Source organism: Leisingera sp. ANG-M6 (genome assembly GCF_000813905.1).
In the GTDB taxonomy this organism is placed as follows: Bacteria; Pseudomonadota; Alphaproteobacteria; order Rhodobacterales; family Rhodobacteraceae; genus Leisingera.
Genome location: NZ_JWLG01000017.1, coordinates 222,582 through 235,068 on the forward strand (window position 1 = coordinate 222,582; position 12,487 = coordinate 235,068).

Consider the following 12,487-nt stretch of genomic DNA (forward strand, 5'->3'; position numbering starts at 1 on the left):
GGGCAGGGGTATGACCCCCGCCGCCCGCCTGCAGGCGGCCATTGAAATCCTGGACCAGGTGCTGGCAGGGGAACCTGCCGAGAAGGCGCTGACTTCCTGGGGGCGCCGCAGCCGTTTTGCCGGTTCCAAGGACCGGGCGGCAGTGCGCGATCATGTGTTTGATGCGGTGCGCTGCCTGCGCTCGCATGCAGCCAACGGCGGTTCCCGCACAGGGCGCGGCCTGGTCCTGGGCGCGCTGCGCGAGGCAGGGCAGAACCCGGATGAGGTGTTTACCGGCCAGGGCCATGCGCCCGCACCTCTGACGGACGGGGAACGGGAACTGCCGTCCGCGCCTGCCGGGGCGGAGGCGCTGGATATCCCTGACTGGCTGTGGCCGGACTTCGCTGCCAGCCTGGGGGATCAGGCTGAGGCTGCTGCGCTGGCGATGCGCAGCCGGGCGCCGGTGCATTTGCGGGTGAACAGCGCGCGCGGAACTGTTGAACAGGCGGTGCAAGCATTGGCTGCGGAAGGCATCATTGCTGAACCGCATCCGGCAGCGGCAACCGCGCTGGAGGTGACCGAAGGCGCGCGGAAATTGCGCAACGCCAAACCGTATCAGGACGGACTGGTAGAACTGCAGGACGCGGCCAGCCAAGCCGTGACGGACCGTCTGCCGCTGACGGACGGCATGAAGGTCCTGGATTATTGCGCCGGCGGCGGCGGCAAGACGCTCGCCATGGCGGCCCGCGCCGGTATCCGGAGTTTCGCGCATGACGCCGAGCCGCGGCGGATGAAGGACCTTCCGGCGCGCGCCGCGCGTGCCGGGGTAAAGGTTTCGCTGCTTTCGACTGCGGATCTGGCAAGCTCCGGGCCGTTTGACCTGGTTTTATGCGATGTGCCTTGTTCCGGTTCCGGTTCCTGGCGGCGGGCGCCGGAAGGTAAATGGCGTCTGACGGCCGATGGACTGGCGGATCTGCAACGCATCCAGGGTGAAATCCTGCGCAAGGCCGCCGGGCTGGTCTCACAGGATGGTGTGCTGGCGTATGCGACCTGCTCCATGCTGGATGGTGAAAACATCGCGCAGGTTCAACGGTTTATGGATGATAATCCCGGCTGGGATCTAGCCGATCAAAACGGCTGGCAGGTGCAGGATGGCACCGACGGCTTTTATGTTGCTGTGTTGACGCGCGCGAAACGCGGTTGATAGGGTTTTGGCTGAAAACCTTTGTGTTTCTTAACGTGGTTTTAACCTAAACCGCCGCGTTATGGCGGCATTCTCTATTGACCATGGAGCCGTAATGTCCGGTCGCCAAGACACCTCCGTTCCGGAACTGCGAGTTTACGCACCTGAGCACGCCAGGCTGGCGGCGACACTGCTGCTGGCGGTGATCCTGATGGCTGGGCCTTTGATGCTGCCGCTGCCGGACTGGATGGGACGTGGTTTTGTCATGGTCGGGCTGACGCTGGCTGCGGTGGCAGTGCTGCTGGTGGTGCAGACCCGGATGCGCCTGAACGCACGGTCGATGGCGGCAGAGCTATTGACCGGTTTTATCGAAAAAGATGCTACGCCCAGTTTTGTCACCGACGGCGACGGAATGATCCATGCCTGCAACGGTGCCGCGGTCAAGCGGTTTCAGGATGCCAGCCGCGATACTCTGGCGGGCACTTTGCGCTCGATCCTGGCGAACCCTTCCGCAGTGCTCTACCGGCTGCAGAGCCGGGCCCGCGTTGATGGCGCGGCGCGTGAGGATATCGTGACCCGCCGGGGCCATGTGCGGCTGGCCGTGCACCAGATGAGCGGCGGCAGTTTCCTGTGGCGGGTCGAGGATATTCTGGACCGCGGCGGCAATGGCCGCGGCGCCGATGCGCTGCCGGTTCCGATGATCACGGTAGGCCGCACCGGCGCGGTATTGTTCATGAACGAGGCCGCCCGCAGCCTGATTGGTGAGCGGGTGAAATCTACTGACCGCCTGTTTCCGGCGCTGCCGGTGCTGGCGGGGCAGATCAACACGCTCAGCACCAAGGAAGGACCGAAGCAGGTTCTGGTCAGCGAGCAAAACCGAACTCAGGGCCGCAGTGAACTGTTCCTGATGGAGGTGGACGAAAGCAGTTTCGACTCTGCCCAGGCCGGGTTTGAGGCGCTGCCGGTGCCTTTCCTGAAGGTGGCGCCGACGGGTGAGATCCTGAGCAGCAACCGGATGGCGCTGCGGCTGCTTGGCGTCGATAACTGCGCCAATCTCAAACTTGGCCAGCTGATGGAGGGCCTGGGGCGCCCGATGTCGGATTGGCTGCGCGATACCGCGGACGGGCTGGCACCCAACAAATCTGAATTCCTGCGGCTGTCCCGCTCGGACAAGGAAGTTTTTGTCCAGGTCACGCTGACCCGCGTGGTGGAGGAGGGGACGCCGCTGCTGATTGCGGTTCTGAATGACGCAACTGAGCTGAAGACGCTGGAAGCTCAATTCGTGCAAAGCCAGAAGATGCAGGCGATCGGCCAGCTGGCGGGTGGGGTTGCGCATGACTTCAACAACCTGCTGACGGCGATCTCCGGCCATTGCGACCTGCTGCTGCTGCGCCATGATCAGGGAGATCAGGATTACGGCGATCTGATCCAGATCCATGAAAACGCCAACCGGGCGGCCTCGCTGGTAAGCCAGCTGCTGGCGTTCTCGCGCAAGCAGACATTGCAGCCGGAAACCCTGGATGTGCGGGATACGCTGTCGGACCTGACCCACCTGCTGAACCGCCTGGTGGGGGAAAAGGTCACCCTGACCCTCAGCCACGATCCGGTGATGAAGTCGATCCGAGCCGACAAGCGGCAGCTGGAACAGGTGCTGATGAACCTGGTTGTGAACGCCCGTGATGCGATGCCGCAAGGCGGCGAGATCCGGGTCGAAACAGAGGTCATCTCTCTCGACAAGCCGCTGGAGCGGAACCGGGCTACGGTGCCTGCTGGCGACTGGGTGACGGTGAAGGTTTCTGACGAGGGCGTCGGAATTGCACCGGATAAGCTGCAGAAGGTCTTTGAGCCGTTTTACACCACCAAGCGTACGGGTGAAGGAACCGGCCTGGGCCTGTCCACGGCCTATGGCATCATCAAGCAGACGGGCGGCTATATCTTTGTCGATTCGGTAAAGGGGCACGGCACCCAGTTCACTCTGTTCTTCCCGGTCTATAAGCAGCAATCAGAGCAGATGGCCGCTGAGAAGCCGGAAGCGGCGGAAGATAAAACTGTTGCTGCACAGCATGGGGAGGGCGTGGTGCTGCTGGTCGAGGACGAGGCGCCGGTGCGTGCCTTTGCCTCCCGTGCGCTCAGGATGCGCGGCTACACGGTGCTGGAGGCGGAGTCGGCTGAGGATGCCCTGCGCACGCTGGAAGATCCGGGTCTGACGGTAGACGTGTTCGTGACTGATGTGGTGATGCCGGGCATGGATGGCCCCAGCTGGGTGCGCGAGGCGCTGAAGGAGCGCCCGGATACCCGCGTGGTGTTCGTCTCCGGCTATGCAGAAGGGGCCTTTGGCGAGGCAGAGCCGGACGTGCCGAACTCAGTGTTCCTGCCAAAACCCTTCTCTCTCAACCAGTTGACCGAGACAGTGCACGCGCAGCTGCATTGACCTGACAACCCGCCGGTTCCGGCGGGTTTTCTTTCAGCGGACCGGAATGCTGCTGTATAATTCGAACTCAGCCGCGCGCTTGCGCCGCAGGTGCGCCTCAGCTTCAGGGCTGAGATCCAGAGGCGCCTGAGGGCTGACGTTTTTGCGGTCCAGGCGGATTTCGGTGTCCAGACGGGATTCAAGAAACCCTTTCAGCGCGTCCTGATCCTCGTAACGGAACAGATGGCTGACTTTGCAGCCGTTTGGCTGCGCTTCCAGGAATTTTGCCTGGCTGCCGACATTGGCAAACGCAGGCGGCTTGCCCTTGCAATAGGCGTGCAGGAAATCGTCGAAGCTGACCCCCTTAGTTGAGTTGGGTTTGCCGTCCAGCGCGGGCCGCTGCCGGTAGCGGTACCAACTGCCCAGCCAGCTGACAGGTTCGCGCACGACGGCCGCAACCTCCAGTTCAGCACCGCAGACCTTCTCGAACATCGGCCGGATCCAGCGGTTGTAGCGGTAGAGCGGCGCGTGTTTCAGCTCAGGAGGATCGGAAATCACCAGATCGGCGCGGTCGCGCAAGGCCGCCTGAAACGCGGTGGTTCCGGTTTTGGGAACAGACAGAAGTGCCAGCCGTTCCTTGAAAAATATCATCATTCCGTTAACTGCCCGGTAAATAATCTTGCTGCCGATTAACCATAAACCAATCTTTAACATCCCGGTCCCGAAGTGGGTACACCAGAAACTTGTTGCAATGTTCTCTTTTTGATCTCATAAGGAACAAGAGGTGAACAAAGCAGTGATTGCCGCGCGCCCCGGTGTGTGACACATAGAAAAGGACAAGGGACTATGGCGGATCTTTTGACCATGAAAAATAAAGTAAGCGGTGACAAGCAAAAGGCGCTCGACAGCGCGCTTGCCCAGATTGAGCGGCAGTTCGGCAAAGGCTCGATCATGAAGCTCGGCGATGGCACTGCTCTGCAGGAGATCGAGGCAAGCTCGACCGGCTCTCTGGGGCTCGACATCGCGCTGGGGATCGGCGGCCTGCCGATGGGGCGGATCATTGAAATCTACGGCCCGGAAAGCTCCGGCAAGACAACGCTGACCCTGCACTGCATTGCAGAACAGCAGAAGAAAGGCGGCGTTTGCGCCTTTGTCGACGCGGAACACGCGCTGGACCCGCAGTATGCGGCCAAGCTGGGCGTTGATCTGGATGAGCTGCTGATTTCGCAGCCCGACACCGGCGAACAGGCGCTGGAAATCACTGATACCCTGGTGCGCTCTGGCGCGGTAAATATGGTGATCGTCGACTCGGTGGCAGCACTGACCCCGAAGTCGGAGCTTGAGGGCGACATGGGCGACAGCAACGTCGGCGTGCAGGCCCGCCTGATGAGCCAGGCGATGCGCAAGCTGACCGGCTCCATCAGCCGCTCCAAATGCATGGTGATCTTCATCAACCAGATCCGCATGAAGATCGGCGTGATGTTCGGCTCCCCCGAAACCACCACCGGCGGCAACGCGCTGAAATTCTACTCCTCCGTCCGTCTGGACATCCGCCGCATCGGTGCGATCAAGGACCGGGATGAGGTGGTCGGCAACGCAACCCGCGTCAAGGTGGTGAAAAACAAGGTGGCGCCACCGTTCAAGCAGGTGGAATTCGACATCATGTATGGCGAAGGCATTTCCAAGATGGGCGAACTGCTGGATCTGGGCGTGGCGGCCGGTGTCGTCAACAAGTCCGGCGCCTGGTTCTCCTACGGGGATGAACGGATCGGGCAGGGGCGGGAAAACGCCAAGACCTTTCTGAAGGAAAACCCGTCTGTTGCCTTTGACATTGAGGACAAGATCCGCGCCTCCCACGGGCTGGAATTCGAGCGCCCGGCGACAGACGACGCGGACGATATCCTTGAGGCCTAAACGCCGGAAAATCTGATCAAATCCCGAAACATTTAGGGCGTGGCGCGAGCTGCGCCCTTTTTCGCGGGGTGACGCCGCTTCCCGCTGTGGACAGCGCCCTGGTGCGGGGTTAAACCTGCCCGGAACGCTTAGAAAAGCCCGCAAGAGATCCCGCATATGCCGACGCTCAACGATATCCGCTCAACCTTTCTGAACTACTTTGCCAAACAGGGGCATGAGGTGGTCGACTCCAGCCCGCTGGTGCCGCGCAATGACCCGACCCTGATGTTCACCAACTCGGGCATGGTTCAGTTCAAGAACTGTTTCACCGGAGTGGAAACACGCGACTACAAGCGCGCCACCACTTCGCAGAAATGCGTGCGGGCTGGCGGCAAGCACAACGACCTCGACAACGTCGGTTACACCGCGCGCCACCACACGTTTTTCGAAATGCTCGGTAATTTCTCCTTTGGCGACTACTTCAAGCATGAGGCGATCCCTTTTGCCTGGGAGCTGATCACCAAGGAACTCGAGGTTCCGAAGGACCGGCTTTACACCACCGTTTATCACACCGATGACGAAGCCTTTGACATCTGGAAAAAGATCGGCGTGCCGGAGGACCGGATCATCCGTATCGCCACCTCGGACAATTTCTGGCAGATGGGCGATACCGGCCCCTGCGGCCCCTGCACCGAGATCTTCTATGACCACGGCGACCACATCTGGGGCGGCCCTCCGGGCTCGCCGGAGGAAGACGGCGACCGCTTCATCGAGATCTGGAACCTCGTCTTCATGCAGAACGAGAAGTTCGCGGACGGCTCGATGGTGGATCTGGAGATGCAGTCCATCGACACCGGCATGGGGCTGGAGCGGATCGCGGCGCTGCTGCAGGGCACCCACGACAACTATGAGACCGATCTGTTCAAGTCGCTGATCGAAGCCTCGGCGAACGTCACCAACACCGATCCGTTTGGCGATCAGAACGTGCATCACCGGGTGATCGCCGATCACCTGCGCTCCTGCTCCTTCCTGATTGCCGAAGGCGTTCTGCCGTCGAACGAAGGCCGCGGCTATGTGCTGCGCCGGATCATGCGCCGCGCGATGCGCCATGCCTCGCTGCTGGGCGCCACCGATCCGGTGATGCACAAGCTGGTGCCGTCGCTGGTTCAGAAGATGGGCGCAGCCTATCCGGAACTTGGCCAAGGGCAGGCGCTGATCGAGGAGACCTTTGAGCAGGAGGAAACCCGTTTCCTCAAAACCCTGGACCGGGGTCTGAAACTGCTGGACGAAGCCTCTGCCGATCTGGGCAAGGGCGACGTGCTGCCGGGTGAGACTGCGTTCAAGCTGTATGACACCTACGGCTTCCCGCTCGACCTGACGCAGGACGCCCTGCGCGCCAAGGAAATCGAGGTCGACACCGATGGGTTCGACGCTGCGATGAAAGAGCAGAAAGAAAAGTCCCGCGCTGGCGGTATTGGTTTGGGCGAAGCCGCGGATGTGAAGGTTTACTTCGACATCGTGGACGCAGCCGGCACCACTGATTTCTTAGGCTATGAGACCGAGAAGGCTGAAGGCCAGATCGTAGCCATCGTCAAGGACGGCGCGCAGGTGCAGTCCGCGGCCAAGGGCGACACGGTGCAGGTGATCCTGAACCAGACGCCGTTTTATGGCGAAAGCGGCGGCCAGGTAGGTGACACCGGCGTGCTGACCGTTGAAGGCGGCGCAGCACGTATCACCGACACCAAGAAGGTGGAGGGTCTGTTCCTGCACATCGCCGAAGTGACCGAGGGTGAAATTGCCGTTGGCAAGGGCGCGGCGATGGGAGTGGATCACGCGCGCCGCAGCAAGATCCGCGCCAACCATTCGGCCACTCACCTGCTGCACGAGGCGCTGCGCAACGCGCTGGGTGAACATGTGGCGCAGAAGGGCTCTTTGAATGCTGAGGACCGCCTGCGGTTCGATTTCAGCCACAACAAGGCGATGAGCGCGGATGAACTTGCCAAGGTCGGCTCGGAAGTGAATGATTTCATTCGTCAGAACACGCCCGTGTCCACCCGGATCATGACCCCGGATGATGCACGCGAGCTTGGCGCCCAGGCGCTGTTCGGCGAGAAGTACGGCGAAGAGGTCCGCGTTGTCTCCATGGGCCGTGCACCGACCGGCAAAGGCCACGATGGCGATACCTATTCGATCGAACTGTGCGGCGGCACCCATGTGAAGCAGACCGGCGACATCGGCACATTTGTTATCCTGGGCGACAGCGCGTCCTCTGCTGGGGTGCGCCGGATCGAGGCGCTGACCGGTGCCGCGGCGGTTGAGCATCTGGAGCGCGAGGCAGGCCGCATGGTTGAGGTCGCTGGTGCGCTGAAGGCGCAGCCTGCGGAGGTTCTGGACCGCCTCAAGGCAATGATGGAAGAGCGCAAAGCGCTGCAGAACGAGATTTCCAACCTCAAGCAGCAGATTGCAATGGGCGGCGGCTCCGGTGGCGGCGCTGAGGTCAAGGACGTCAATGGCAAGAAGTTCCTGGCCCAGGCTCTGCAGGGGGTTTCCGGCAAAGATCTCCGCGGGCTGATTGATGCGCACAAGCAGAACATCGGCTCCGGTGTGATCCTGCTGATCGCGGAGGACGACGGCAAGGTGGCCGTTGCCGCTGGCGTCACCGATGATCTGACCGGCGACATCTCTGCCGTTGACGTGCTGAAGGCCGCGGTTCCTGCTGTGGGCGGCAAGGGTGGCGGCGGCCGTCCTGATATGGCCCAGGGCGGCGGCAAGGACTTCTCCGGCGCCGAGGAAGCCATCAAGGCAGCAGAGGCTTTGCTGGCAGGCTGACCATTTGGTCAAAAAATGCTTGGTCTTTCCGGCAAACTGCCTAAGCTGCCGGAAAGATCATCACTAAGGGAGGCTCTGATGCCCGCACTCTGGATCGCACATGTGACCGTCACCGACGCCGATGCCTATGGCAAATACGCTGAGCTTGCAGGCCCGGCCATCGCCGCGCACGGTGGGGAATTCATTGCCCGAGGCGGCCGGTTCGTGCAGCTGGAGGGCAAGGAGCGCCCGCGCAACGTGGTTGCGAAATTCCCCAGTGTCGAAGCGGCGGTGGATTGCTATCACAGCCCCGAATACCAGGAAGCCCTGAACCATGCGCGCGGCGCGTCTGAGCGCGAGCTGATGGTGGTGGAAACCTCCGAGTAATGGTCACCGCATTTGCGGAAATGCTGAAACGCCACGCGGCCCCGGGCCGGGTGGCGTGGATTGGTGTGCGTCCCGGGCGCCGGGAAGAGGTTCTGACACCTGATAGTTCCGAACTGGGTTCAGCTGGTTTTACCGGCGATCACGCCAAGGCTGGGAAACGCGCCGTGACGCTGATTCAGGCTGAACATCTACCGGTCATCGCGGCCCTTGCTGGGTTGGAGACGGTGACGCCTGCCCAGCTTCGCCGAAATCTCGTGATTTCAGGTATCAACCTTGCAGCCCTGCGCAAAGCTTCGCTGCGGGTCGGCAGTGCGGTGCTGCGTGTCACCGGTCCCTGTCCACCGTGTTCGCGGATGGAGGAAGTGCTGGGCCACGGCGGTTACAATGCGATGCGCGGCCATGGCGGCTGGTATGCCGAAGTGCTGGAACCGGGCAGGGTGGCCTTGGGAGACAGGGTTACGCTTTTAACCGTCTCAGAATGAAAAACAACGGCGGCAGATGTCTCTGCCGCCGTCTTCTGTTCATTAGGCGTTTGCCTTGGACATCCGCTTGCGCTCATGCGGGTCCAGGTAACGCTTGCGCAGGCGCACGTTGTTCGGCGTCACCTCAACAAGTTCGTCATCGTTGATGTAGGCGATGGCCTCTTCCAGCGACAGCGTCATCGGTGTGGTCAGGCGCACGGCGTCGTCGGTGCCGGATGCCCGCACGTTGGTCAGCTTCTTGCCTTTCAGCGGGTTCACTTCCAGGTCGTTGTCGCGCGAATGCTCACCGATGATCATGCCGGTGTAGATGTCGGCCTGGGCGCCGATCATCATCTTGCCGCGCTCTTCCAGATTCCACAGCGCGTAAGCCACGGACTGGCCGTTCTCCATCGAGATCAGCACGCCGGCGCGGCGGCCTGGGATCGCGCCCTTGTGCGGCGCCCAGCCGTGGAAAACGCGGTTCAGCACGCCGGTGCCGCGGGTGTCGGTCAGGAACTCGCCGTGATAGCCGATCAGGCCGCGCGAGGGGACGTGGGCGATGATCCGGGTCTTGCCTGCACCTGCGGGCTTCATCTCGACCAGTTCACCCTTGCGGGCGCCGGTCAGCTTCTCGATCACTGCGCCGGAGTATTCGTCATCCACGTCAATGGTGGCTTCTTCGATCGGCTCCATGCGGACGCCGTCGACTTCCTTCATGATCACCTGCGGGCGGGAGATCGACAGTTCGAAGCCTTCACGGCGCATGTTTTCAATCAGGACGCCCATCTGCAGTTCGCCGCGGCCGGAAACTTCGAACGCTTCGCCGCCGGGGGTGTCCTGGATCTTGATGGCAACGTTGCTTTCGGCCTCTTTCATCAGCCGGTCGCGGATCACGCGGGACTGCACTTTCTTACCGTCGCGGCCAGCGAGAGGGCTGTCGTTGATGCCGAAGGTCACGGTGATGGTCGGCGGGTCGATCGGCTGGGCGTCCAGCGCCTCATCCACGGCGAGGGCGCAGATGGTGTCGGCCACGGTGGCCTTGGACATGCCGGCGATGGAAACGATGTCGCCTGCCTGGGCCTCTTCGATGTCCTGCTGGGCTAGGCCGCGGAAGGCTTGGATGCGGGTCACGCGGAACTGTTCGATCTTCTGGCCGATGCGGGAAATCGCCTGCACGGTGGCGCCGACCTTCAGCTTGCCGGATTCGACGCGGCCGGTCAGCAGGCGGCCCACAAACGGGTCGCTGCCCAGGGTGGTGGCCAGCATCCGGAAATCTTCGTCCTGGCGCTTGATCTGCTTGGGTTCCGGCACGTGGTTCACGATCAGGTTGAATAGCGCGTGCAGGTCCTTGCGCGGGCCATCCAGTTCTGCATCGGCCCAGCCGGAACGGCCGGACGCATACATATGCGGGAAGTCCAGCTGATCCTCGGTGGCGTCCAGCGAGGCAAAGAGGTCAAAGCATTCGTCCAGCGCGCGGTCAGGCTCGGCGTCCGGTTTGTCGACCTTGTTCAGCACCACGATCGGACGCAGACCCAGGGCCAGCGCCTTGGAGGTCACGAACTTGGTCTGCGGCATCGGGCCTTCGGCGGCGTCCACCAGCAGCACCACGCCGTCGACCATCGACAGGATCCGCTCCACCTCGCCGCCAAAGTCGGCGTGGCCGGGGGTGTCGACGATGTTGATGCGGGTGCCGTTCCACTCGACCGAAGTCGGCTTGGCAAAAATGGTGATGCCGCGTTCGCGCTCCAGATCGTTGCTGTCCATGGCGCGTTCCGCCACAGCCTGGTTTTCGCGGAAGGCGCCGGATTGTTTCAGCAGCTCGTCCACAAGCGTGGTTTTGCCGTGGTCAACGTGAGCAATGATCGCAATGTTGCGCAAGTCCATGACGTTCGCCTTTGTAAGGAAGTTGGGCCGCGCATAGCCCGAACCCCGCACAAAGGCCAGAGGAAAACCGCCCGGAAGCCCCGCAAATGCGGATCAATGGCCTGAAGTCTTGGAAAACAGGTGAATGATAATGATGCCGGACATGATCAGACCCATGCCGATCACGGCAGGCAGATCCAGCTTTTGCCCGAAAACGATGAAAGCGATGACCGCGATCAGCAGAATGCCGAGGCCGGACCAGATCGCATAGACAATGCCAACCGGCATGAATTTGAGCGTGAGCCCCATCATGTAGAAAGAGAAAGCGTAGGCGACCAGCACGATCAGCGAGGGGCCAAGCTTGCTGAACTGCTGGCTGGCCTGCAGGGCCGTTGTACCGATGGTTTCTGCTGCCACCGCAATGATCAGGTAGACGTAGTGAACCGGCATCTCAGCCTCCCTCAAACGCTTGCCTCAAGTAAACCCGCAGGCCTGATCTCCCGCCTATCCGATCTATGCGTGCCAGGAAAGTCCCGATGCGGCAGCGGCAGGGCGGATTCCGCAAGGAGCGCAGAATGAACACTCCATTGTGCGCAGGCACACTGGACTGTGAATTGGGAAATTCTTAGGAGCTTGTTCCAATAATTGGGATCGGATTGAAACACTGATCTGATTCCCGGAAACGGAATGGGGATTGCCGCATGTGCCGCTGGGCTGCCTACACAGGTGCCGACGTCTTTCTGGAGGACATCATATCAACACCTGCGCATTCGCTGATTGCGCAAAGCCAAAAGGCGGTGGAGTGCAAGACTGCCACCAATGGCGACGGGTTCGGGATTGCCTGGTATGGCCAGCGGGCTGAGCCTGGGCTGTACCGTGATGTTTACCCGGCCTGGTCGGATTGCAACTTGCGGGCGCTGGTTCATCAGGTGCAATCCCGGCTATTCTTGGCGCATGTGCGGGCCTCCACCGGGTCTGCGACCAGCCGCAACAATTGCCATCCGTTTACCGCAGGCAAGTGGAGCTTTATGCATAATGGCCAGGTCGGAGGTTTCGAGAAGTTCCGCCGCCATGCCGATATGTGCATCCCGGACGAGCTGTATGAGCACCGCAGGGGCGCGACCGACAGCGAGGTTCTGTTTCTGCTGGCTTTGCGGGAGGGGCTGGATGCGGATCCGAAAGGGGCGCTGGAGCGCGCTGTGGCTCGAATGGAGGGCCTATCACGGGCGCGGGGCACCACACCGCACATGCGGCTATCGGTGGCGATGTCGGATGGGCAGACATTGTATGCCGCGCGCTATTCCTCCGACAGTATCGCGCCATCGGTCTACTACCGATGGAGCCAGAGCATGCAGGGCTGGGCGGTGGTGTCGGAGCCGCTTGAAGACACCGGAGAGGCCTGGAACGAACTGCAGCCGGGCGAGTTTCTGACGATGACGCCCGAGGGCGCGGAAACCCAGCCGTTTCAACCGTTTCTGGAGTGAAGTGCAGCCCCGCGGCGGG

The 12,487-nt window shown here is 61.8% G+C and carries 10 protein-coding genes; 7 read left to right on the forward strand and 3 right to left on the reverse strand.

What is annotated here, in order from left to right; genetic code table 11:
- Positions 1-10: 10 nt before the first annotated feature.
- The gene (locus tag RA24_RS16115; protein WP_039192886.1) at positions 11-1,183 is read left to right on the forward strand and encodes an RsmB/NOP family class I SAM-dependent RNA methyltransferase; all 1,173 of its coding nucleotides are present in this window, start codon (positions 11-13) and stop codon (positions 1,181-1,183) included.
- 94 nt (positions 1,184-1,277) lie between these two features.
- Positions 1,278-3,593 (forward strand): ATP-binding response regulator, encoded by a 2,316-nt coding sequence (locus tag RA24_RS16120; RefSeq protein ID WP_039192889.1) that lies wholly within the window; start codon positions 1,278-1,280, stop codon positions 3,591-3,593.
- Between the two features lie 33 nt (positions 3,594-3,626).
- Here the strand turns inward: RA24_RS16120 and RA24_RS16125 are convergent, their stop codons facing one another.
- Entirely contained in the window at positions 3,627-4,226 is a 600-nt protein-coding gene (locus tag RA24_RS16125; protein WP_039145885.1) for a hypothetical protein, read from the reverse strand.
- Positions 4,227-4,418: 192 nt separating this feature from the next.
- Here RA24_RS16125 and recA point away from each other — a divergent pair, with 192 nt between their 5' ends.
- The 4 genes from recA to RA24_RS16145 all read left to right on the forward strand — a co-directional run bounded on the left by recA (position 4,419) and on the right by RA24_RS16145 (position 9,142).
- Positions 4,419-5,486 carry a recombinase RecA gene (recA, locus tag RA24_RS16130; RefSeq protein ID WP_019296270.1) on the forward strand — a complete coding sequence of 356 codons (1,068 nt, stop codon included), beginning with the start codon at positions 4,419-4,421 and terminating at the stop codon, positions 5,484-5,486.
- A 156-nt stretch (positions 5,487-5,642) separates the two neighbouring features.
- Positions 5,643-8,294 (forward strand): alanine--tRNA ligase, encoded by a 2,652-nt coding sequence (alaS, locus tag RA24_RS16135; protein ID WP_039192892.1) that lies wholly within the window; start codon positions 5,643-5,645, stop codon positions 8,292-8,294.
- A gap of 78 nt (positions 8,295-8,372) precedes the next feature.
- Positions 8,373-8,660, forward strand: a complete 288-nt coding sequence (locus tag RA24_RS16140) for a DUF1330 domain-containing protein (RefSeq protein WP_019296272.1) — start codon at positions 8,373-8,375, stop codon at positions 8,658-8,660.
- Positions 8,660-9,142, forward strand: coding sequence for an MOSC domain-containing protein (locus RA24_RS16145; RefSeq protein WP_039145891.1), 483 nt, complete (start codon positions 8,660-8,662; stop codon positions 9,140-9,142). The genes RA24_RS16140 and RA24_RS16145 overlap by 1 nt, the downstream gene beginning before the upstream one ends.
- 42 nt (positions 9,143-9,184) lie before the next feature.
- On the opposite strand, the gene typA is transcribed toward RA24_RS16145, so the two are convergent.
- Both typA and RA24_RS16155 read right to left on the reverse strand, forming a co-directional pair.
- Entirely contained in the window at positions 9,185-11,005 is a 1,821-nt protein-coding gene (gene typA, locus RA24_RS16150) for a translational GTPase TypA (RefSeq protein WP_019296274.1), read from the reverse strand.
- 93 nt (positions 11,006-11,098) lie between these two features.
- Positions 11,099-11,434: a DMT family transporter gene (locus RA24_RS16155; RefSeq protein WP_019296275.1), complete on the reverse strand. Its 336-nt coding sequence runs from the start codon at positions 11,432-11,434 to the stop codon at positions 11,099-11,101.
- Between the two features lie 251 nt (positions 11,435-11,685).
- On the opposite strand from RA24_RS16155, the gene RA24_RS16160 reads away from it, so the two are divergent.
- Positions 11,686-12,468: a class II glutamine amidotransferase gene (locus tag RA24_RS16160; RefSeq protein WP_039171075.1), complete on the forward strand. Its 783-nt coding sequence runs from the start codon at positions 11,686-11,688 to the stop codon at positions 12,466-12,468.
- Positions 12,469-12,487 lie beyond the last annotated feature (19 nt).

Excerpts from the sequence above, each read along its gene's own strand:
- RA24_RS16145 (WP_039145891.1), top strand. The coding sequence starts at position 8,660 with ATGGTCACCGCATTTGCGGAAATGCTGAAACGCCACGCGGCCCCGGGC.
- recA (WP_019296270.1), top strand. The coding sequence starts at position 4,419 with ATGGCGGATCTTTTGACCATGAAAAATAAAGTAAGCGGTGACAAGCAA.
- alaS (WP_039192892.1), top strand. The coding sequence starts at position 5,643 with ATGCCGACGCTCAACGATATCCGCTCAACCTTTCTGAACTACTTTGCC.
- RA24_RS16155 (WP_019296275.1), bottom strand. The coding sequence starts at position 11,434 with ATGCCGGTTCACTACGTCTACCTGATCATTGCGGTGGCAGCAGAAACC.
- RA24_RS16140 (WP_019296272.1), top strand. The coding sequence starts at position 8,373 with ATGCCCGCACTCTGGATCGCACATGTGACCGTCACCGACGCCGATGCC.
- RA24_RS16115 (WP_039192886.1), top strand. The coding sequence starts at position 11 with ATGACCCCCGCCGCCCGCCTGCAGGCGGCCATTGAAATCCTGGACCAG.
- RA24_RS16160 (WP_039171075.1), top strand. The coding sequence starts at position 11,686 with ATGTGCCGCTGGGCTGCCTACACAGGTGCCGACGTCTTTCTGGAGGAC.
- RA24_RS16120 (WP_039192889.1), top strand. The coding sequence starts at position 1,278 with ATGTCCGGTCGCCAAGACACCTCCGTTCCGGAACTGCGAGTTTACGCA.
- typA (WP_019296274.1), bottom strand. The coding sequence starts at position 11,005 with ATGGACTTGCGCAACATTGCGATCATTGCTCACGTTGACCACGGCAAA.
- RA24_RS16125 (WP_039145885.1), bottom strand. The coding sequence starts at position 4,226 with ATGATGATATTTTTCAAGGAACGGCTGGCACTTCTGTCTGTTCCCAAA.